Here is an 18,700-nt window from a genome sequence, read left to right as displayed (position 1 = left end):
AGCCTCCGCACCTCGTGACCCTTCGACAGGCGCGGGGCAGAGCGGCGGCGGCTCGCTTTCCAGAGTTGCCTCACTGTGACGGTACGGGGGCCTGAGAGATTCCCGGGGAGGAAATTGCTCCTTCGGCGCCGGGTCTCGCAGCGTCTGTACGACGACGGCACGGGCCGGACTCTCCCGTCACGGTTCTGGCGGCACGGTCCTGGTGATCGAGCTGTCGACACCAGGACCGTTGAAGATCTTCAGTTATGCCCACATCGTAACGGCCAGGAGAGGGGCCCTGAGAAACGTCTTTCGCCGCCAGGGAGGCTCACGTGGCCTTTGCCCCGTACACCACGAGGCCACGTGCCCGCGCCTTGGCCGCAAGTTGCGCATCAAACGTTGCCAGGGGGAGCCCGAGCCGATCGGCAGTTGCGAGGACAACTGCGTCAGGCATGCGGAGGCCGAGCGCTCGTGCGGCAGTCATCTGGATCGCGGTCGGGCCGTCGCTAGGCGCGACCTCCGCGAAACCTGCGCGCCAGAGAATCTTCTCCAGACGCAGCACCTCCTCCAGTCCAGCGACCTTCGCGGTATCGGTGCAACACCGATTGGCCTCGGAACCTTTCCCGCCAATGCACCAGTGGGCGAGCGAGGCGGCACGGCCAGCGGGGACCTCGACGACGACTATCCGAGGTCGATGTCGCGGGCCGCCGCCACCATCTCGTCCACGACCGCCCGCACCGCCGGGCCGGGCTCGTGCCGGTTCTTCCGGTGCCGCACCACCATGCGCCGCGAGCCGAGACCGGCCAGCGCGACGACGGCGACGCCGTCGGGCACGTCTTGCTGCAGAGCCAGCGCCGGCAGCATCGCGATCCCCTGGCCGGCGGCGACGAGCGAGATGGCGGTGTCGAAGTCGTTGTAGGCGTGGCGCATGTCGAAGGCCGTGCCGAGCTGAGCGGCGAGGCGACCGACTGCGCGAGCCGCGGCCGAGCCGTCCTGCGGGCCCACCCACATGAGCCCGGCAAGGTCGTCGATGCGTTCAGGCTCGGGCAGGCTCGTCGGGACCACGATGCGCCACGGCTCGTCGAGCAGCGGGACGTCGTGGGCGCCGCGCGGAGCCGGGGCGTCGACCTCGACGTCGCGCTCCAGCACTATCGCGTCCAGGTCACCGGCCCGCAGGCGACGGATCGCCTCCGGCGGGTCGTACTCCTGCACGTCCACCTCGATGTGTGGGTGCCGCTCGGCGAGCGAGACGAGCATCGGCGCCACGACCGTACGGATGGCGGTCTGGATCGACCCGACCGAAACCCGCCCCGTGAGTTCACCGCCCAGGGCGGCCACGGCCTGACGCGCCTGGACCAGCTCCGACTCGATGCTCTCGGCCGCGTCGGCGAGCACCCGCCCGGCCGGCGTGAGGGTCACTCCGCGAGGACCGCGGTCCAGCACGTCGATGCCCTCCTCGGCCTCCAGGCGAGCGATCTGCTGCGAGACGGCCGAGGGCGTCACATGCAGTAGATCAGCCGCTGCGAGCACTCCGCCGGCGCGGTGTACGGCGAGGAGAAAAGCGAGTCTGCGCGGATCGGTGGGCATGTAGCAATGCTACATGCCGGAGTCACAAACATTCGATTGTGCTGAACGCGTTTCTGCCTCATGCTTGACTTTGGCGGCGGCCGGAGCGAACTCTCCCGACCTGACGCCCATACCCCCACATGGATTCCGATCTGGTCTCCACCGCATCCTCGAATCGTTTCGATCCGTCTTTTCCCCAGGAGTATTGCCATGACCTTCATGATGGTCATCACCGTCCTCGGCTGGTTCGGCGCCCTCGCCGGAATCGTGGCGTATGCCATGGTCAGCCGGGGTCGCTGGAGCGCCGATTCCCTCGCGTTCCAGGGCACCAACGTGCTGGCGGCGACCATCCTGATGACCGTGGCCGGGGCCAATGGCGCTTGGCCGTCCGCCGCTTCGAACACCGTGGTGATCGTGATCGGCGCGAACGCGGTCTTCACCGTGGTCCGCGGCCGGCTCCGCCGGTCGAAGGACGCACCGGTGCTGGCTGTCGTCGAGGACGCCGCACAGGACGCGCCAACGCCGGTCGCCGTCGCGGAGCCGGTCGCGCAGCCGGTCGCCGTAGCCCACCGGGCCTACGCCGAGGCAGCCTGACCCGCTCCGCCAGAATGACCATGCACCTGCTGCCAGCCGACGCCCCGGCCCGGCAGCAGGTGCATGGTCGTTTCGGCGCCGGGTTCCGTTGGCACCCGGCTCGGAACGTGGTGGGCTGTACTGATGACTCCGCGCATCCGACAGGTCGTGCTCGACACCACGGACGCTCGTGCCCTGGCCGAGTTCTATCGGGAGCTGTTCGGGCTCACCTACCGCCCCGGTGACGAACCGCCGCCGAACGGCGAGGCTGACCCGAACGGGAGCGACTGGCTGGTTCTCCAGAACGACGGTGGCGTACCCCTCGCGTTCCAGCAGGTCGACGAGCTCCCGAGATCGACCTGGCCGGAGCCCGGTGTGCCGCAACAGCTACATCTCGACACCACGGTGCCCGACGTCGCCGCGCTCAGGGAGGCCCGGGACCGCGCCTTGGCACTCGGTGCGACCCTGCGCCTCGACCGCTCCGACGACCCGGAGGAGCCGCTCTACGCCCTGGCGGACCCCATGGGTCACACGTTCTGCATCTTCGTCGCCTGACGGCCAGAGCTCGCTACCTCGCTGGCCGGGCGACCGTCAGGTCCACGACCAGAGCCCGGTGGTCCGAGACTCCTGTGTCGACCGATCGGCCCTCGGCGTCGGGTGCCGCGCCGCCGTCCCACAGGATGTGGTCGATCTGGAACCGCGGGTCGTGCCGGGGAAAGGTGTTCCCGGTCGCGAGGGGGCGCCATCCGGTGCGGCCGGCCGGCACAGAACCGCGCAGGTTGAAGTCGCCCAGCAGGACCAGCGGCCGGGGCAGTCCCGCGAGCCGACGCCGCAGGTGGTCCACCTGCCGTTCCGCGTGCCGTTCCCCCGGCGTGCCGCTGCGGTAGCCGGCGGCCCGCCGAGCCAGGCCCGCCACGCGGGTCGCTGCGGGGAACCGGTAGACGCTGAGGTGGGTGCACACGACGGTGAGCGGGCCCGTCGGCGCATCGACCTGTGCCGCGAGCGCCACGCGCGGCTCGTCCGTGCCGAGCTGGACCCGGCCCCAGACCCACGGGGTGGCGGGCGGCAGCAGCACCGTGTGCCAGCTCCGCACGGGATAGCGGGAGAGCAGGGCTATGCCGTAGCCGGGAGCGCCGGGACGTTCCCCCCGGCGGGCGCGACGTCGGACGCCGGGGTAGCGGAACGGACCAGCGAGCGCCGGCTGGAAGCGGTGGTCGGCCGCGCCCATCGCCTCGGCGCAGAGCCGCGCCTGGTCCGCTTCCCCGGACCGTGCCTGCCCGCGGTCGACCTCCTGCAGCCCGACGACGTCGGCGTCGAGCGCCGTGACGGCGTCGGCCAGGCGGCGGTTGTCGACGCGGCCGTCGGGGCCGAGGCCGTGCTGGACGTTGAACGTGGCGATGCGCACGTGCTGATCTTGCGCCCGATGCGGCCGGGGCCGCGACCGCACGGGTGACGTGCGGCGCGCTGGTCCGGCCCAGCAGCTCAGGCGTCGTCCGGTGGGACCGGGTTGTCGAGGAACTCGTCGATCGCCTCGCGCGTCGGGAACACCGTGACTCCCGGCCCGGCGAACAGGTGCACGAGCGTCTGGGCGATGTCCCGGACCGGGATGTTGGCCAGGTTCGAGGCCTGCCGAAGCAGTTCGAACGCCGGCTCCTCCTCGGTGCCGTAGACCACCATGAGCAGGCCCTTGGCCTGCTCGATCACCGCTCGTCGCTCCGCCGACGCCTGGATCGAGGCCGTCGCATCGCGTGCGGCCGCCTCCCGCTGGGACTCGGTGACGTCGATGAAGTAGCCGAACAGCTCGGTCACCCGGCCGGTCGCAGGATCGCGCCGTCCTTGGCCCGTGACGGCCAGCGTGCGCGTCTTCCCCTGGGCGTCGCGGATCCGGTGCACCGAGCTGAACGGCTGCCCGGTCTCGGCGGCACGGCGTAGGAGCCCGTCGACCCGCGCCCGGTCGTCGGGGTGCTTGTGGGACAGCATGAGCGGTGTGGTCGGCACGATCTGACCCGGGTCGAACCCGTGCATCACGTAGACCTCGTCCGACCATGCCCACTGACCCGTGGCCAGGTCGAGCCGATACCGCCCGACGGGCGGCCGGGCGCCTCCGGCGAGCACTTCCTCGAGCGTTTCGTCGAGCGGGGGCTCGCTGGGGGTTGTTGGGGAGGTCACGACGCTCCTTCCAGGACTGACACAGAACCGCTGCTCCGACAGTACGGGATATGCGACACGTCAGCGCTCGGGCTAGCGTGTTTTTCGAGGGTCGAGGAGAGGCCACCACGTCGGTCGGACACGCCACACGACGATGGAGGACAAGATGAGCCAGGACCAGCCGTTCCCACCGCAGCAGCAGGACCCGCCCGGAGCGACCGATCAGATGACCCCGACTCCGGATCACGGCGAGGCCAGCTACGTCGGCAGCGAGAAGCTCGTCGGCTACAAGACCCTGGTCACCGGCGGTGACTCCGGCATCGGACGCGCGGTGGCCATCGCCTTCGCCCGCGAGGGTGCCGACGTCGCCATCTCCTACCTCCCCGAGGAGGAGAAGGACGCGAGGGCGACCGCGGAGTGGGTCCGCAAGGCGGGCCGTAAGTGTGCGCTGCTCCCCGGGGACCTCAGGGACGAGGCGACCGCGCGCGGCGTCGTCCACCGGGCCGCCGGTGAGCTGGGCGGCCTCGATGTGCTGGTGAACAACGCGGGCTATCAGATGGCACGCCGAGGATCCATCGAGGACTTCACGACCGACGAGCTGGACCGCGTGCTCAAGACCAACCTGTACGCGCTGTTCTGGGTGACCCAGTCCGCGCTCTCGCACCTCGGCGAGGGCGCTGCCATCATCAACAACTCCTCGATCCAGGCGTACCAGCCGTCGAGCTCGCTCCTGGACTACGCGTCGACGAAGGCTGCCATCAACAACATCACGGTGAACCTCGCCGCTGAGCTGGGACCCCGTGGGATCCGGGTGAACGCCGTGGCTCCCGGCCCGATCTGGACGCCGTTGCAGCCGGCCACCCAGCCGGAGGAGAAGGTCGCGTCGTTCGGCTCGAACACGCCCTTGGGCCGCGCGGGGCAGCCCGCCGAGGTAGCCCCGGCGTTCGTGTTCCTCGCCTCCCCCGTGACGGCGTCGTACGTCTCCGGGACGGTGCTCGGTGTGACCGGCGGCAAGCCGGTGTTCTGACGGCGGGGCCGCCGGACGCTCAGCCGTTCCCGGCGCCCGCCGGCTCCAGGACCTCCACGGTCCCGTGCGCGCCGTCGACCCGGAGCAGGTCGCCCGTGCGCAACCGCATCGTCGCGTTACCGCACCCCACCACCGCGGGGATGCCCAGCTCACGAGCGACGATCGCGGCATGCGACAGCGGCGCGCCCACGTCCGTCACGACGGCGGCCGCGCGCGGGAAGAGCGGGGTCCAGCCCACGTTGGTGATCGAGGTGACCAGCACCTCGCCGGGCCGCAACGCGTCGCCGTCGTCCACCGTGCGCACCACGCGTGCGACGCCCTCGACCACTCCCGCCGCACCCGGGAAGCCGCGGACCTCGTCGCCGGCCTCGACCGCAAGGCCGTGCTCGTCGAACACGTCGGTGCGGCGCGCGGGGTCCGACGCCCACCGGACCGGGTCGAACCGGCCGCGGATCACCGCCGGGTAGGCGGGCAGGTCGCGGTACTGCTCGTAGGTCGCACGCCGGATCGCGATGCGCCCGCGCGGCACCTCGGCCCCGCCAAGCACGCCGACCAGCTCGTCGCTGTCCAGGTAGACGACATCGTCGCCCAGACCGGTGAGCTCGCCGGCCCGCAGCGCGAAGGTACGCAGCGCCCAGAACGTACGGACCACCTCGGACCGTGCGCTCTCGCGGTCGCGCGCGGTCGTGGACCAGCGGGCGAGCCGACGCCGCAGCGCCGCCGCCTTGCGCGGTGACCGCTCGTCGAGGCGCGCCCATGCGGCAGCCCGGACCTCGTCCTGCCGCGCCAGCAGGGTGTCGACGTCCGTCTCGGTCAGGCCGGCGAGCTGCCGGTCCAGCCAGCCCGGCTGCTCGGCGGGGCGGGGTTCCGAGACCTCGAACTCGTCCGCGCAGCGATGCCCGTACCGGCGCACGTAGGTCTCGCGGTCGATGTTGCCGCGCGCCACCTCACGCAGGCCGACCAGCGGCCCCATGCTGGCGAGACCCTGGCCCCCGGCGGACAGACCCGACGTCAGCGCCTCGGCATCGGCGTCGCCGAGCTTCTCCCGCAGGTCGCGGCGGAGCTTGAGCAACGCGTTGCCGTCCTGCTTGCCGGCGCCGCGCAGCATCCGGGAGCTCTCCACCAGGTACGGGGCGAGCTCCTCGCGCCAGAAGGCGGCCAGCTCTCCCACGTCGTCGATACGGGCAACGCGCTCGCGCAGCTCGGTGCCGCGCCGCTCGGCCGTCGCCAGGTAGCCCGGCAGGGCCCGCAGGTCGGCGGCGAGCGCCTTCTGATTGGCCCGGACCGCCGGGACGAGCATCTTGATCAGCGCCCACCGCCCGATCGGGATGACGGGGATGTCGACGTGGCCGGGGAGCTGACCGAAGACCTCGCGCTGCGCGGCGTCCGACAGCTTGGTCATGCCGAGGGCGCGGCCGACCGTCTCCGTCACGCTGAGGTTCATGTAGAAGCGGCCGCCGATGGTGCCGTACACCGGGTGTCCGAGCTCGGCCGATGCCATGGCATTGGCCATGAAGATCTGCACGAGCGACCAGGTCAGCGGCGTCATCACGCTCGGCAGCGCCTCGCCGAGGTTGGCGTTCGTCCACAGGTAGTCGCCGCGCAGGCTGTCGTTCCATACCTCGGTGACGGCATGCCGTCCGGCGGCGCCCGTGACGGGCCGTGCCTGGAGGATGAACGGTGACCCGTCGCGCAGCGCCCACTCGACGTCCATGGCCACCGCGTACAGCTCCTCGATGCGGGTCCCGAGCGTCGCGAGCCGGGCTGCCTGCTCGTCGGTGAGCGCCGGGCGGTCCCGCAGCTCGGGGGGCACGGGTTCGTTCCGGGTGCCGTCAGCCGTCCGCACGGTCCGCACCTCCTTGGTGCTCACGCCGGCCTCGACCGCGCCGCCGACGCGGGCCACCAGGTAGGTGTCCGGCGTGACCTGCCCGCCGACGACGGCCTCCCCCAGCCCCCACGCCGCGTTGATGAGCACCCGGTCGCGGGAGCCGGTCATCGGGTCGACCGTGAACAGGATGCCCGCGGCGTCGGCGTCGACGAGGTGCTGGACCACCACGGCGAGGGTCACGTCGGAGGCGGGGATGCCGTGCCTGGCCCGGTAGCCGATGGCACGCGCCGTCCACAGGGATCCCCAGCAGTCCCGGACGGCGCGCAGCAGGGCGTCCGCGCCACGGATGTTGAGGAAGGAGTCCTGCTGGCCGGCGAACGACATTCCGGGCAGGTCCTCGGCGGTGGCAGAGGACCGCACGGCGACCGGCGCGTCGGCCGGATCGCCGGCGGTGCGCAGCCGCGAGTACCCGGCCCGGACGGCGTCGGCCACCGCTGCCGGGACCTCCAGGGCTGCGAACACCTCGGCGATGCGGGCCGCCGCGGCCTCGTGGGTCTCGGGCCGGTCCGGGTCCACCGCCCCCATCGCGTCGATGATCGCGCGCTGCGGGGCGCCCACGACCGCCGCCCGGTACGCGCCCGTGCTGACGTGGAAGCCGCCAGGGACCGGCAGACCCGCGGCTGCCAACCGGGCCAGGGACGAGCCCTTGCCTCCGGTCAGCTCCAACCGGACCGCCGCCGGGTCCGCGAGGTCCAGCACGAACGGCTGATCGATCTCAGTGGTCATGGGGTTCGTCCTTCTCCGGCCGGAGGTCGTCGCCGAGCGACTCGCGCAGCTTGGCCCGCGCGATCTCGTAGGCGTGGTCGACGTACTCGTAGGTCGCGGTGGCGCAGGCGGCGAGCGCCGCCGCCGACGGCGTCCGGTCCGTCACGAGGAGACGCTCGAACGCGTCGTCGAGCAGCTCGCCCTGGCGCCCGTCCGGGACCCGGAAGGCCTGCGGCAGCATCCGCGTGGCCGCGACCGACCCGTACAGGACGGTGGCGAGGAGGGTCAGGTGGTCCTGTGCGGACAGGTCGGCACGCGCCATCCCGTGCTCGCGGAGCCGGTCCAGGTACTTCTGGAACGGCTCGACGATCTCGCCGGCGGTACCGCTGGTCCGTTTGCGTTGCACGAGCTTGCCCAGCACCTCGGAGTCCTGCGTCAGCGCCGCCTGGATCAGCGGGCGCCGGTCGATCTCACGTGCGAGGTGGCTGAACAGCCCCGGGAGGGTCGCCGCGGCCGGATCCTCCCGGAGCTGGCGGCGCACCGCGCTGACCATGTCCGCGCGGTCCCACCGCAGGAGCGCGGCGAACAGCTCTTCCCGGCTGCTCCAGTGCAGGTAGATGGTCCCCTTCGCGACACCGGCGCGGCGGGCGACGTCGTCGATCGTCATCTTGTCGTAGCCCCAGCGCAGGACGAGTTCGCTCGCGGCGTCGAGGATCCGCTCGGCACGCTCGATCCGGCGTCGGGTGGTCCCGTGCCGGCGGGTGATGTCTGCGCTCATGTGTCGCCTCCGTCCGGCTCTCGTGAACAGGTGACCAGATTCGTCCATCTGGTCAACTTTGAGGTTAGCCCCGTCCACCGGTGCGGTCAATCGCGTTGTTCGAGCCCTTCACCTGCGGATTCGGATTGCTTCCCCCGACGTGGAACCTTTCTCGCAGTCCCCCGCGTGGTGGGGGACATGACGAGGGAGAGCGCGCGACCGTGTCCGCCGAGGTGAGCGACGACCCGCTGGTCCGTGTCGTTGTGGCCCGGACCAAGGACCAGGAGTTCACGGCGTTCGTGCACGACGCCGGACCGTATCTCTACAAGACGGCTCTCCTCCTGTCCGGTGACCCGCACCGGGCCGAGGAGCTGGTGCAGGCGACCTTCGAGCGCTCCTACCGGTCCTGGCACAAGGCCCGCGACCGTGAGCCTCGCGCCTACGCTCGCCGGATCCTGCTCAACCTGCGCATCGACGGCTGGCGCCGAACCCGCCACGAGGTGGTGTCCGACGCGGTCCCCACCGGGTCGGTCACGGGACCCGCCGACGGCGTCGCCGTGCGTGACGAGGTGATGCGCGCGCTGTCCCTGCTGCCCCTCACGCAGCGCCGGGTGGTGGTGCTGCGCCACCTGCTCGACCTCTCCGAGGAACAGACCGCCCGCGAGCTCGGGATCGCCCTGGGGACCGTCAAGTCCGCCAACGCGCGCGGGATCGCCCGCCTGCGCGACATCTTCGAGGAGGGTGCGCGATGAGCATCGACGACACAGGCGTCCTGGCCCGCCTGAGGTCAGGGGCCGACACGGTCGAGGAACATCGGTTCGACGCGGACGAGGTACTGGCCGGGAGCCGGCGCGCGCTGCGACGTCGGCGGTCCTGGCAGGCCGCCGGAGCCTGCACGACGGCGGTCGCCGTGGCGTTCTCGCTGGCTCTCGCGGGACCGGTGCCCGTACCCGGGATGGGCGAGCTCGCAGTTCCGGGTGGCGCACAGCTGCGGGAGCTGGTGGGGCTTGACCAGACCCAGCCTGACGTTCCGGCGGACCCCGGGTCATCGGCGAGCTTGATGCCTGGCGCGCCGCGCGTGTCCGTCCCGGACAACGCCAAGCTCCCCACCTATGACTGAGGACACGCAGAAAGGTCCACCTCGACCATGCGGTTCAGCATGCATCCTCGTGAGAAAGCATGCGGAACCGCATGGTGGAGGCGGACCTTCGTTCGCCGGCTCGCTGGCCGGCCGGCTCACCGAGCTAGCCGACCGTGACGCGCACCGCGTCCCGCGACGGCGCCTGCAGCCTCGTGCCCGTGTACTTGGCGATCCACCGGCCCGAGCTGTTCGTCACGACCCGCGTCGAGTACGTACCCTCCGCACCGGTGGTCACCGTCTTCTTGTAGACGGGCGCCGCCGTACCCGCCGGGTCGAAGTACAGCTTGACGTCGGTGTTCGGTGCGGGCCGGTCCTGGGCTCCGCCCCCGCTCACGAGCTGCACCTTCCGCACCTCACCGCGCAGCCTGATGGTTCCCGCGTCAGGGATCGAAGTCTCGGACGCCGAGACGGTGGTGGTGCTGGCGCGCTTCACCACGATGGCCGTGACCGTGGGGTCCTGAACGAGCACGTCGTGCGTGCAGTTGCTCGCACCACTGGCGGCGTCGTTCTCCTCCCAGTCCGGTGCGGAGCAGGCCTTCATCGCGTCCCGGATGCCGATGTCGTAGACGCCGGCCGGAAGCGTCGGGTTGAAGGTGAGGGTCACGTGGCTCGTGCCGACCCCGGAGTGCACCAGCTCCTTCTGCACCTGGAACCCGTCCGGGAAGCTGCCCTCACCGCGCCGGCTCTCCGCGCTGACCCAGCCGGACTTCCCCCCGATGGCGAAACCGAGGCTGCCGACGTCGACCCGGCGCTGCACCGGGGCCAGGCCGACCACCACGTCGTGCGTCATCAGGTGGTCGCCCGCCGTGAAGCCGTTCTGGGTAGCGCTGACCGAACCCTGCCGCAGCCGGGTCTTGCGCTCGCGCTCCGCGGAGGTGATCGTCCACGCCGTGCGAGCGCCCGTGTCGGTCATCGGCATCTCCGCCCGCCACTTCCCGGACGCACCGGCCTTCTGCCGGGTCGTGAAGTAGCCGCGGTCGTCCGTCGTGAGGGTGGCCCGGAGTGCCTCCGGCGCGTCGCCCGTTGGGTCGAAGTAGACCTTGACCTGCTGTCCCGTCGCCGGCGCGTAGTCGCCCGACCCGAGGTTCCTCATGTTCGCGGCGCCGGAGACCGAGATGGTCGAGCCGGCCGGAGCGCTCGACGGCGACGTCCAGATCATGGGGATGCTCCGCTTTGCCCGGAACGGCACCAGGACAGGGTTCGCCGTGCGGATCGGCACGTTGACGACGCCGTCGTCGGTGGTGATGGCGAGCTCCGCGTCCACGCTGACCTGATAGACGCCCGGTACGGCGTCCGCGGACAGCGGCACGGTCGAGGTCCAGGTGTTGGCCGTACCGGACGCGGCGAACTGCGCGCCCACGAGGTCGCGGCCCTCCGGGTCGACCATCGTCATGCGCCCGGACCGCATCGCGGCGGACGTCCCGTTGTGCGTGATGCTGAGTGTGCCGGCGATGGACCCCTGCACGTCCGACCCGGGCGGGAGCGAGATCTTCGCGGTCACGACGACGTCGTCGACCCGCTTGGTCATCGCTGCCGAACCCGGCGAACCCACCGAGCTCGCTGAACCCGGCTCGGCGGCGACACTCGGAGTCGCGGCCACGCCCGTCACCATCAGTGTCGCGCCGAGCGCCATGCTCAGCGGCATTCGCATGATCGATCTCATCACTGCAGCCCCCTCGTCGCGGGGACGCGGACGCGTCCCGCCCCAGCGGCATGTTCCCCCGGTCGCAGGGGGCGGGCCACGGGAGACGGTGATCCGAGCGGGTGAATTTTGCTCCGACCGCCCGGACCGTCCGAATCGCGCCACAATGGGACCGTGGAGACCGATGGACGCAGCGAATCACCCGCCGAACGTGCCGACCGCAACTGGAACGAGCTCCTCCAGGAGCTCCGTGTCATGCAGACCGGTGTCCAGATCCTCACGGGATTTCTGCTCACGCTGCCGTTCCAGGCGCGGTTCGCCGATCTCGACACCTACCAGCGCACCGTCTACCTGGTTCTGGTCGTGACCTCGGTGACGGCCACCGCCCTCATCGTGGCGCCGGTGAGCGTGCACCGGTCCCTGTTCCGCAAGCAGATGAAGGCCCACATCGTCACCATCGGCGACCGGCTGACCCGCGTGGCCCTCGGGGTGCTCGGGCTGGTGATCACGGGCGCGACGCTGCTCGTCTTCGACGTCGTGGTGGGGCGGGTCGAGGGGATAGTGGTCAGCTCGTGCGTGCTCGTGCTGCTGGCCGTCGTGTGGGTGGTGCTGCCCGAGGTGCTGCGCCGCCGCAGCTGACAGGGCGCACCAGCGCCCACGCGCGCCCGGTCAGAGCGTCGCGTGCCAGGCCACTATGCGGTCGACGGCACGCGACACCGTTTCCAGGGAGGACGCGAACGACAAGCGCACCCATTCGTGCCCGTGCACTCCGTCGAAGTCCGTGCCGGGAGTGATCGCGACGTCAGCCTCGGCGAGCAGTCGCGCGCAGTAGGTGACGGAGTCCAGGCCGAACGCCGAGATGTTCCCGTACAGGTAGAACGCACCATCGGCCGGCGCGACGGGGCGCCAGCCGAGCTCGTCCAGCCGCTCCAGGAGCAGGGTGCGCGACGCCGCGTACCGTGCCACGTTCTCCGCCGCCGCCGCGTAGCCCTCGGGCGTGAACGCTGCGATGCCTGCCAGCTGCGCGAGCGCGGGCGGCGAGAGCGCCACGTTGCCGGCGAGGGCATCGACCGGCGCGGCCAGCTCGTCCGGCAGCACGAGCCAGCCGAGCCGCCAGCCGGTCATCGCCCAGTACTTCGAGAACGAGTTCACGACCACCGCGCCCTGGTCGGTGAACGTCGCCGCCGTCGCCTGCGCCACCTCGTCCGAGTAGGCGATGCCGTGGTAGATCTCGTCGCTGATCAGGCGCACGTCGTGGTCGGCGCACCACGCCGCGATCGCGGCCAGCTCAGCCGGCGTGATCATCGTGCCGGTCGGGTTCGCGGGCGAGGCGACCATGACGCCGTCGAGCCCTCCCCCGTAGTACGCCTCGTTGAGCTGGGACACCGTGGGCTGGTAGCGGGTCTCCGGGCCGCAGTCGAGCTCCACGACCTCGCAGCCCAGCGCCGACAGGATGTTCTTGTAGGCCGGGTAGCCGGGCCGGGCGAGGGCCACCCGGTCGCCGACGTCGAACGACGCGAGAAAGGCGAGCACGAACCCGCCGCTCGACCCCGTCGTGACGGCGATCCGCGCTGGGTCGACGTCGACGTCGTACCAGCGCTTGTAGTGGCCGGCGATCTCTGCGCGCAGCGCGGGAACACCCATCGCCTCGGTGTAGCCGAGGGTGCCGTCGCGGAGGAGCGCGATCGCTCGCTCGCGGACGACGTCGGATGCGCCGGTCGACGGCTCGCCCGCGCAGAGGTTGAGCACGTCCGCCCCGGTGGCGCGGCGTGCGTTCGCGGCGGCGAGCACCTCCATGACGGCGAACGGGGGCACGAGAGACCGGCGAGAGACCTTCATGCGGCCATCATGCCCGCATCCGGCGGGGACCGCGCCAACCGCCCTTCCGGGCCGCTTGTGAAAGTCGTAACATGGCTCCATGGCGCAGGGACCGCGCGACGACGCAGACAACGACCCGCTCCGCCGGGCCGCGCAGTATCGCGTGGACCGGGAGGCCGATGAGGACGGCGCCACGCAGGGCGCCGAGCCGGACGATCCGGAGACCGAGGACGTCACCGTCCAGCCCTCGACCGGCGGCATGAGCACCGAGGAGCGGTCCCGCTACGTCGACACGGTCGTCGACCAGGCGATGCGCCGCGGCGAGTTCGACGACCTGCCGCTGCAGGGCAAGCCGATCCCTGGCCTGACCGGCACGCACGACCCCGACTGGTGGGTCAAGGGCCTGATCGAGCGCGAGAACATCACCGGCGTCCTGCCCTCGGCCCAGCTTCGCAAGGACGACGCCGAGCTGGACGGCAAGCTCGACCTCGAGGCCATGGAGGAGCGCGTCCGGGAGATCGTCACGGACTTCAACGCCCGCGTGGTCGATGCCCGGCGTCAGCTCCAGGGCGGCCCCCCGATCGTCACGCGCACCCGCGATGTCGACGAGGAGGTGCGCAGCTGGCGGGCCCGCCGAGCGGAGCGAAGGGCGGCCCGGCGGGAGGCAGGCGTCGGCCCGACGCCGGCTACGCGACGTGAGCCGGCGACTTCGGCGGAACGGCCGTGGTGGAGGTTCTGGTGACGGGACCGCCGCGGGTCAGAACCCGTACGCGGTCACGATGACCACGGCGGTCATCAGCCAGTAGGGCACGGAACCGAGCGTGAACCCCAGTCCCGCTGCCACGGCCAGGCGGCCCCAGCCGGCACCGAACCGGCCGAACAGTGCTCCGGCAGCCATGGCGAGACAGCCCGCGATCGTCACCCCCTCGGCGGTTCCCTGCGAGATCAGCATCCCGAGGATGAACGCAGTGATCCCAGCGGTGGTCTCGCTGCGAGCGAGAAACGGCCCGCCCCGGCGCGCCCGGGGGTGGGTCTCCTGGTGCGTTGTCATGGCGCATCGCCCCTCGTGCCCGACGTCGGCGTGGGCACCTCCATTCCAGGATCTCACCATGACCCATTGGTCGCCAGGTGCCGCAGAACCGAGGAATCAGGCGGCTCGGCGCTACGCCTGGCCGAGTACGTAACCACGAAACCAGCGACCCGTCTCGCGCCACACGTGCTCGCGTGCGGGCTGCGCGGAGAGGGTCACGTCGTGCAGGCCACCGGCGATGCGCACCAGCGTGGTGAGCGAACCGACGTCGGGCACCCGGCGGGCGATCCCCACGACGTCCAGCACCGAGTCGGTGCTCTTCATGTCCTCGCTCCACCGGGTCGGGATGGTGCTGCGCGTGCTGAGCAGCACCAGCACGGGCACCTCGATACCGAGCCCGCGCGCCACCTGGTCCTGGCCACGAAAGATCGCCGCGAGCCAGCCCGGCGTGGCGCGCCACCCGGCATCGGGGCGCCAGGCGACGTCGTAGTCCCACTCGCCGTCGAACCGCGACGAGATCGAGCGCGCGTACAGGCCACGATCCAGGTTGACGAGCTGGCTGCGCGGCACGAGCGCCGACTGCACCCGGATGCCCGGCTCCATGATCTTGCGCACCGCCTCGCGGGGCTGGAACTCCAGCCACGGCGAGTTCAGCACGAGCGCCGCCACGCGTCCCTGGTTGCGCGCCGTCCACAGGCTGACGATGAGACCGCCGGTGGAGTGGCCCATGAGCACGAGCCTGCGCTCGGTCGCGGCGTCGCGACCGTGCCCCATGGCAGTGAGGGCGGCCTCGATCTCCTCGTCGTAGGTGGCGAGGCTGCGGATGTATCCCGGGGTCTGGCCCTCGCGCAGACTCCGGCCGTAACGTCGCAGGTCGAGGGCATGGAACCGCACACCTTGCGACTCCCAGAAGTCCGCGAGGTGGGTCTGGAAGAAGTAGTCGAGCCAGCCGTGCACGTACAGCAGGTCGACCCCTGCGTCGGGCACGGCGGTGCGTGGCTCGCCGTGCTCCGCCTCGTCGTCCACCGCATCGGGGTGCCGGCGCGCCGCCCCCCGCAGGTGCAGCCGCCGCCCCAGCTCCGACAGCTCGTCCCAGAGGCGCGCCACCTGCGGGTTCTCGGCGCCCACCCGGCGCATGCCCCGGCGCGGCCCGGCGTCGTCGGGCCGATCCGCCGAGGGCTCGTCCTGCGCGGACCGGGCGCGCCGCACCAGAGTTGCCACGACCTCGGGCTCGTCCTCGTCAGGTTGGAGGGGCAGCGTCAGGCGTTCGAAGCCCGGCAGCACATCGGGCTCCCACGCGGGCTCCGGCGTCGTTCCGTCGTCCAGACCCGGGGAGAGGCTCGTCATCTCACCGACGGTAGCCGCAGGTGCGCCCACTCCGTCGGATAGTCGTCGAGCCACGCCTCGAGCGACCGCGCCCGCCGCCCCGCGAGATGCCTGACGTCGGGGCTCACCCCGGCGAGCACACCCGCCGCGATCGCCTGGCACTGCGTGATCCAGTCCTCGACCTCGGCGGCGGTCGACCGGTAGAACAGCGAGCGCGCCTGGTCAACGGTCTGCGGTTCGTACCGGATGGCCCGCCCCGTGGCTGTCGACAGCGCCGCGGCCACCTCGTCGAGGCTCAGCGCTTCCGGCCCGGTCAGGTGGTAGATCCGGCTCGCGTGCCGGTTCGGGTCCTCGTCCAGGAGGACGGCGGTGGCGACGTCGGCCACGTCGTCGTGCGACACCGAGGCGACCCGGCCGTCCCCGGCGGGTGCACGAAGCACCGTGTCCGGCCAGGCCCCGCGGGACTCGTCGTAGACCGCGAAGGTCAGGGTGCGGTGGAACATCGCGATCCGCAGCATCGTCCACGTCAGGTCGGTTCCCCGCAGGTACTCCTCGGTGAGCCAGTCGTCGCGGGCGGCGGACGCCACGGCGTCAGGCCCCGCGCCTACCGACGAGACGTAGACGACGTGCCGCACGCCGGCGAGCACCGCTGCGTCGATGACCGCGCGATGTTTGGCCAGCCGCCCAGGACGCTCCTTGCCAGGCACCAGGAACACGGCATAGGCGCCGCCGAACGCGCTGGTCAGGGCCCTGGGACCCGGCTCGGACGGGACGACCACGATCTCCGTCTCCGGCAGCGACGCGCCACCGGGCAGCCGGGGCACCACGCCCTGGCCGGTGATCAGCAGGCGCTGATGACCACCCGCCGCTGCCACGCGGAAGGCGAGCCTGGATCCCAGGCGACCATCAGCCCCGGTGAGGACGACCAGCCGGCCCGGTGACGCGGAGGTCATTCCCACACCGTAATCGGCAGAACGCCACCGAGCCGGGCGTGGCGGGGTGAACCTTACGAAGGCGCGGAAAAGCCCGCGGGGCGACTTTCGTCAGCCGTGCTGGACGAGGCACGGCACCCGCGGGCTCCGGTGGTCGCGAAGTACTCGCCACCATGTCCCGTTGCGCCTGCACGGATCAGGTAGGCCCCGTGCTGAGCCGTCCGACCTGTGCGGGCGCGAAACGCTTACGCGTCACGCGACTAGCGCGCGACCACCTCATGGGTCCGATGTGAAATCACTACTCGGATCACCTCCCTTCTCATGTGCCAACGAACCTACGCCTCGAGCAGGCGGGCGCCCAGGTTTTTTCCTCGCGGCGAAATCCGGGAGTCTCGGCTACCCGCCCCAGCGACGACTTTCGGGACCCCGGTTCGTCTGCCCTGCATGACGACCATCACCGTCGACGCCTTCACGACGTCGGCAGACGGCACCCGGATCGCGTACGACCTGACCGGTCCGACCCCCGGTCTCGTGCCCGCGATCGTCGTGGTCGACGGTGTGCTCGCCCACCGTCTGCCCGTCACCCTCGCCGTGGCGTCGGAGCTGGGCGACCGGGCGACCACCCTGCGGTACGACCGGCGTGGTCGCGGCGCCAGCGGCGACACACCCCCGTACAGCGTGGAGCGGGAGATCGACGACATCGCCGCCCTGCTGGAGGTCACGGGCCCCGCGGCGCTGCTGGGCATCTCCTCCGGCGCGTTCCTCGCGCTGCGTGCGGCGGCGGACCTGGGCGACGGTGTCACCGGCGTGCTCTGCTACGAGCCCACGTACGACATCGCGAGCGGTGAGCCGCCCACGGACCCCCGGATGATCGCCGGCGTCGAGAACTGCATCGAGGCGGGCGATCCCGGCAGCGCCGTCGAGCTGTTCCTCGACGTGGTCGGCATGCCGTGCCGGCTCCTCCCGCGGATGCGGGAGTCGCCGTCGTGGGCCGACCTCGAGGCCATCGCTCCGACCATCGCCTACGACGGCCGGGTCCTCGCCGGGATCGCGCTGGGCCGGCGTGCCCTGATGGGCCGGTGGGACCTGATCACCCAACCGGTCGTCGTGGCCGACGGCGCGGCGAGCGCCGCGTCCGTCGCGGTCGCCGCGGAGTCGCTGGCCGCCGTGCTGCCCGCGGCGTGCCGGGTCACCCTGCCCGGGCACGGCGCGGACGTACCTCCGGAAGCGATGGCGGACGCCGTAGCCGGCCTCCTCAGAAGGGCCGGCGCGCCGTGACCAGGATGCGCGGCGCCTCGTCGACGAGCTCGTTGCCCGTCGCGAAGTGCATGTGCAGCGCGCGCAGCCCTGCCTCGTGCCGAGCGACGGCGGCCGGGCTGAGGTCGGCGAGGTCAGGCACCTGCCATGCCGCCATCCGGAGATACCAGAGCACGGAGGACAGGTCCTTGAACGTGCGCGTACCGGCGTACTCCGTGGCTTCCACGATCTCGAGACCGGAGGCGACGAGGCCGTCGGAGACGACGTCGAGCGTGACGGCGTCCGGGTCCCAGCCGAGCGGCACGCCCAGTGCCCGGTTGAGGACTATGCCGTCGCGCGTGTCCACCTGTTCGGTGAGGAACGTCCCACCCGGCTCCAGGACGCGGCCCACCTCGTTGGGTTCGATGGTGCTGAACCGGCTGAGGACGACGCTGTACTGGCCGTCGAAGAACGGCAGCAGCACATCACCCGTCCAGGACGGCTCGGCCCGGCGAACGTCGACGCCGAGCGGCTCCAGGCGGCGTCGGGCAGTGAGGAAGGCCGGGCCCGTCTCCGTGGCGGCCGAGCCCTTGGGGAGCGGACCGAGGCCCGCGAAGAAGTCACCGTTGCCGGTGCCGATGTCGAGCACGGCACCACGGGACCTGAGCACGGTCTCGCGGGCGAGAACGGGGTAGTCCCACCCCGGGGCGTCGATCGTGAGACGGTCGTCGACAGGGGCGTCGGCGAGACCGCCGGTGAAGAGCGCCGCGGGTGTCAAAGGAGTAGCAGGGGCGTTGCGCGCCCATTCGATGTGGTCCTCGAACGGCGCGTCCGGCGCCGGAGCTGGGGCGATCGAGACGTCGAGCATGGTGGAGATTGTGGCGCAAAGTGGGGCCCGGGGGGTAACACTGGCGCAAACACGACCGGAGGAG

The 18,700-nt window shown here is 71.5% G+C and carries 19 protein-coding genes and 1 riboswitch; of the genes, 8 read left to right on the top strand and 11 right to left on the bottom strand.

All coding sequences use genetic code 11. From position 1 onward, the window contains the following. Positions 1–69: 69 nt before the first annotated feature. Positions 70–187: riboswitch (glycine riboswitch) on the bottom strand. A 473-nt stretch (positions 188–660) separates the two neighbouring features. Continuing rightward, positions 661–1,566 carry a LysR family transcriptional regulator gene (locus AB0F40_RS06785; protein WP_357465360.1) on the bottom strand — a complete coding sequence of 302 codons (906 nt, stop codon included), beginning with the start codon at positions 1,564–1,566 and terminating at the stop codon, positions 661–663. Positions 1,567–1,755: 189 nt separating this feature from the next. On the opposite strand from AB0F40_RS06785, the gene AB0F40_RS06780 reads away from it, so the two are divergent. Continuing rightward, a complete protein-coding gene (locus AB0F40_RS06780) occupies positions 1,756–2,139 on the top strand; it encodes a hypothetical protein (protein WP_357465359.1) in 384 nt (127 codons plus the stop codon). Positions 2,140–2,262: 123 nt separating this feature from the next. Next, the gene (locus tag AB0F40_RS06775) at positions 2,263–2,673 is read left to right on the top strand and encodes a VOC family protein (RefSeq protein WP_357465358.1); all 411 of its coding nucleotides are present in this window, start codon (positions 2,263–2,265) and stop codon (positions 2,671–2,673) included. A 13-nt stretch (positions 2,674–2,686) separates the two neighbouring features. On the opposite strand, the gene AB0F40_RS06770 is transcribed toward AB0F40_RS06775, so the two are convergent. Then, a complete protein-coding gene (locus tag AB0F40_RS06770; protein ID WP_357465357.1) occupies positions 2,687–3,523 on the bottom strand; it encodes an endonuclease/exonuclease/phosphatase family protein in 837 nt (278 codons plus the stop codon). A gap of 77 nt (positions 3,524–3,600) precedes the next feature. Further along, positions 3,601–4,287, bottom strand: a complete 687-nt coding sequence (locus AB0F40_RS06765) for a PAS and ANTAR domain-containing protein (RefSeq protein WP_357465356.1) — start codon at positions 4,285–4,287, stop codon at positions 3,601–3,603. A gap of 145 nt (positions 4,288–4,432) precedes the next feature. Between AB0F40_RS06765 and AB0F40_RS06760 the strand changes: the two genes are divergently transcribed. Next, positions 4,433–5,293, top strand: coding sequence for an SDR family oxidoreductase (locus AB0F40_RS06760; protein WP_357465355.1), 861 nt, complete (start codon positions 4,433–4,435; stop codon positions 5,291–5,293). 19 nt (positions 5,294–5,312) lie between these two features. On the opposite strand, the gene AB0F40_RS06755 is transcribed toward AB0F40_RS06760, so the two are convergent. Beyond that, positions 5,313–7,907 (bottom strand): PEP/pyruvate-binding domain-containing protein, encoded by a 2,595-nt coding sequence (locus tag AB0F40_RS06755; RefSeq protein ID WP_357465354.1) that lies wholly within the window; start codon positions 7,905–7,907, stop codon positions 5,313–5,315. Then, positions 7,897–8,664 carry a helix-turn-helix domain-containing protein gene (locus tag AB0F40_RS06750; RefSeq protein ID WP_357465353.1) on the bottom strand — a complete coding sequence of 256 codons (768 nt, stop codon included), beginning with the start codon at positions 8,662–8,664 and terminating at the stop codon, positions 7,897–7,899. Before AB0F40_RS06750 ends, AB0F40_RS06755 begins: the two co-directional genes overlap by 11 nt. A 200-nt stretch (positions 8,665–8,864) precedes the next feature. Here AB0F40_RS06750 and AB0F40_RS06745 point away from each other — a divergent pair, with 200 nt between their 5' ends. Both AB0F40_RS06745 and AB0F40_RS06740 read left to right on the top strand, forming a co-directional pair. Next, on the top strand, positions 8,865–9,395 hold the full coding sequence (locus AB0F40_RS06745; protein ID WP_357465352.1) for a SigE family RNA polymerase sigma factor: 531 nt from the start codon (positions 8,865–8,867) through the stop codon (positions 9,393–9,395). Further along, a complete protein-coding gene (locus tag AB0F40_RS06740) occupies positions 9,392–9,763 on the top strand; it encodes a hypothetical protein (RefSeq protein ID WP_357465351.1) in 372 nt (123 codons plus the stop codon). The genes AB0F40_RS06745 and AB0F40_RS06740 overlap by 4 nt, the downstream gene beginning before the upstream one ends. Positions 9,764–9,887: 124 nt before the next feature. On the opposite strand, the gene AB0F40_RS06735 is transcribed toward AB0F40_RS06740, so the two are convergent. Continuing rightward, positions 9,888–11,435, bottom strand: a complete 1,548-nt coding sequence (locus AB0F40_RS06735) for a hypothetical protein (RefSeq protein WP_357465350.1) — start codon at positions 11,433–11,435, stop codon at positions 9,888–9,890. A 165-nt stretch (positions 11,436–11,600) separates the two neighbouring features. Between AB0F40_RS06735 and AB0F40_RS06730 the strand changes: the two genes are divergently transcribed. Next, positions 11,601–12,065 carry a DUF6328 family protein gene (locus AB0F40_RS06730; protein ID WP_357465349.1) on the top strand — a complete coding sequence of 155 codons (465 nt, stop codon included), beginning with the start codon at positions 11,601–11,603 and terminating at the stop codon, positions 12,063–12,065. A 30-nt stretch (positions 12,066–12,095) separates the two neighbouring features. Here the strand turns inward: AB0F40_RS06730 and AB0F40_RS06725 are convergent, their stop codons facing one another. Next, positions 12,096–13,265 (bottom strand): pyridoxal phosphate-dependent aminotransferase, encoded by a 1,170-nt coding sequence (locus AB0F40_RS06725; RefSeq protein ID WP_357465348.1) that lies wholly within the window; start codon positions 13,263–13,265, stop codon positions 12,096–12,098. 79 nt (positions 13,266–13,344) lie between these two features. Here AB0F40_RS06725 and AB0F40_RS06720 point away from each other — a divergent pair, with 79 nt between their 5' ends. Further along, positions 13,345–13,986, top strand: coding sequence for a DUF1992 domain-containing protein (locus tag AB0F40_RS06720; protein WP_357465347.1), 642 nt, complete (start codon positions 13,345–13,347; stop codon positions 13,984–13,986). Between the two features lie 15 nt (positions 13,987–14,001). On the opposite strand, the gene AB0F40_RS06715 is transcribed toward AB0F40_RS06720, so the two are convergent. The 3 genes from AB0F40_RS06715 to AB0F40_RS06705 all read right to left on the bottom strand — a co-directional run bounded on the left by AB0F40_RS06715 (position 14,002) and on the right by AB0F40_RS06705 (position 16,553). Continuing rightward, positions 14,002–14,295: a hypothetical protein gene (locus AB0F40_RS06715; RefSeq protein ID WP_357465346.1), complete on the bottom strand. Its 294-nt coding sequence runs from the start codon at positions 14,293–14,295 to the stop codon at positions 14,002–14,004. 111 nt (positions 14,296–14,406) lie between these two features. Then, a complete protein-coding gene (locus AB0F40_RS06710) occupies positions 14,407–15,621 on the bottom strand; it encodes an alpha/beta hydrolase (RefSeq protein ID WP_357465345.1) in 1,215 nt (404 codons plus the stop codon). After that, the gene (locus AB0F40_RS06705; RefSeq protein ID WP_357465344.1) at positions 15,618–16,553 is read right to left on the bottom strand and encodes an NAD(P)H-binding protein; all 936 of its coding nucleotides are present in this window, start codon (positions 16,551–16,553) and stop codon (positions 15,618–15,620) included. The genes AB0F40_RS06710 and AB0F40_RS06705 overlap by 4 nt, the downstream gene beginning before the upstream one ends. 423 nt (positions 16,554–16,976) lie before the next feature. Between AB0F40_RS06705 and AB0F40_RS06700 the strand changes: the two genes are divergently transcribed. Continuing rightward, complete coding sequence (locus AB0F40_RS06700) at positions 16,977–17,810, top strand: alpha/beta fold hydrolase (protein WP_357465343.1); 834 nt, start codon at positions 16,977–16,979, stop codon at positions 17,808–17,810. Here the strand turns inward: AB0F40_RS06700 and AB0F40_RS06695 are convergent. Further along, a complete protein-coding gene (locus tag AB0F40_RS06695) occupies positions 17,788–18,636 on the bottom strand; it encodes a class I SAM-dependent methyltransferase (protein ID WP_357465342.1) in 849 nt (282 codons plus the stop codon). The two genes, AB0F40_RS06700 and AB0F40_RS06695, sit on opposite strands and share 23 nt — an antisense overlap. Between the last annotated feature and the right edge of the window lie 64 nt (positions 18,637–18,700).

This window comes from Promicromonospora sp. NPDC023987, from assembly GCF_040639055.1.
In the GTDB taxonomy this organism is placed as follows: domain Bacteria; phylum Actinomycetota; class Actinomycetes; order Actinomycetales; family Cellulomonadaceae; genus Promicromonospora.
The sequence above is the reverse complement of the archived record's forward strand: the minus strand, read 5'-3'. Positions and strand labels throughout refer to the sequence as shown.

What these genes read in the sequence shown, in the direction of transcription:
- AB0F40_RS06785 (WP_357465360.1), bottom strand. Translation starts at nt 1,566, where the DNA reads ATGCCCACCGATCCGCGCAGACTCGCTTTTCTCCTCGCCGTACACCGC.
- AB0F40_RS06780 (WP_357465359.1), top strand. Translation starts at nt 1,756, where the DNA reads ATGACCTTCATGATGGTCATCACCGTCCTCGGCTGGTTCGGCGCCCTC.
- AB0F40_RS06775 (WP_357465358.1), top strand. Translation starts at nt 2,263, where the DNA reads ATGACTCCGCGCATCCGACAGGTCGTGCTCGACACCACGGACGCTCGT.
- AB0F40_RS06760 (WP_357465355.1), top strand. Translation starts at nt 4,433, where the DNA reads ATGAGCCAGGACCAGCCGTTCCCACCGCAGCAGCAGGACCCGCCCGGA.
- AB0F40_RS06755 (WP_357465354.1), bottom strand. Translation starts at nt 7,907, where the DNA reads ATGACCACTGAGATCGATCAGCCGTTCGTGCTGGACCTCGCGGACCCG.
- AB0F40_RS06750 (WP_357465353.1), bottom strand. Translation starts at nt 8,664, where the DNA reads ATGAGCGCAGACATCACCCGCCGGCACGGGACCACCCGACGCCGGATC.
- AB0F40_RS06740 (WP_357465351.1), top strand. Translation starts at nt 9,392, where the DNA reads ATGAGCATCGACGACACAGGCGTCCTGGCCCGCCTGAGGTCAGGGGCC.
- AB0F40_RS06735 (WP_357465350.1), bottom strand. Translation starts at nt 11,435, where the DNA reads ATGCGAATGCCGCTGAGCATGGCGCTCGGCGCGACACTGATGGTGACG.
- AB0F40_RS06725 (WP_357465348.1), bottom strand. Translation starts at nt 13,265, where the DNA reads ATGAAGGTCTCTCGCCGGTCTCTCGTGCCCCCGTTCGCCGTCATGGAG.
- AB0F40_RS06720 (WP_357465347.1), top strand. Translation starts at nt 13,345, where the DNA reads ATGGCGCAGGGACCGCGCGACGACGCAGACAACGACCCGCTCCGCCGG.
- AB0F40_RS06715 (WP_357465346.1), bottom strand. Translation starts at nt 14,295, where the DNA reads ATGACAACGCACCAGGAGACCCACCCCCGGGCGCGCCGGGGCGGGCCG.
- AB0F40_RS06710 (WP_357465345.1), bottom strand. Translation starts at nt 15,621, where the DNA reads ATGACGAGCCTCTCCCCGGGTCTGGACGACGGAACGACGCCGGAGCCC.
- AB0F40_RS06705 (WP_357465344.1), bottom strand. Translation starts at nt 16,553, where the DNA reads ATGACCTCCGCGTCACCGGGCCGGCTGGTCGTCCTCACCGGGGCTGAT.
- AB0F40_RS06700 (WP_357465343.1), top strand. Translation starts at nt 16,977, where the DNA reads ATGACGACCATCACCGTCGACGCCTTCACGACGTCGGCAGACGGCACC.
- AB0F40_RS06695 (WP_357465342.1), bottom strand. Translation starts at nt 18,636, where the DNA reads ATGCTCGACGTCTCGATCGCCCCAGCTCCGGCGCCGGACGCGCCGTTC.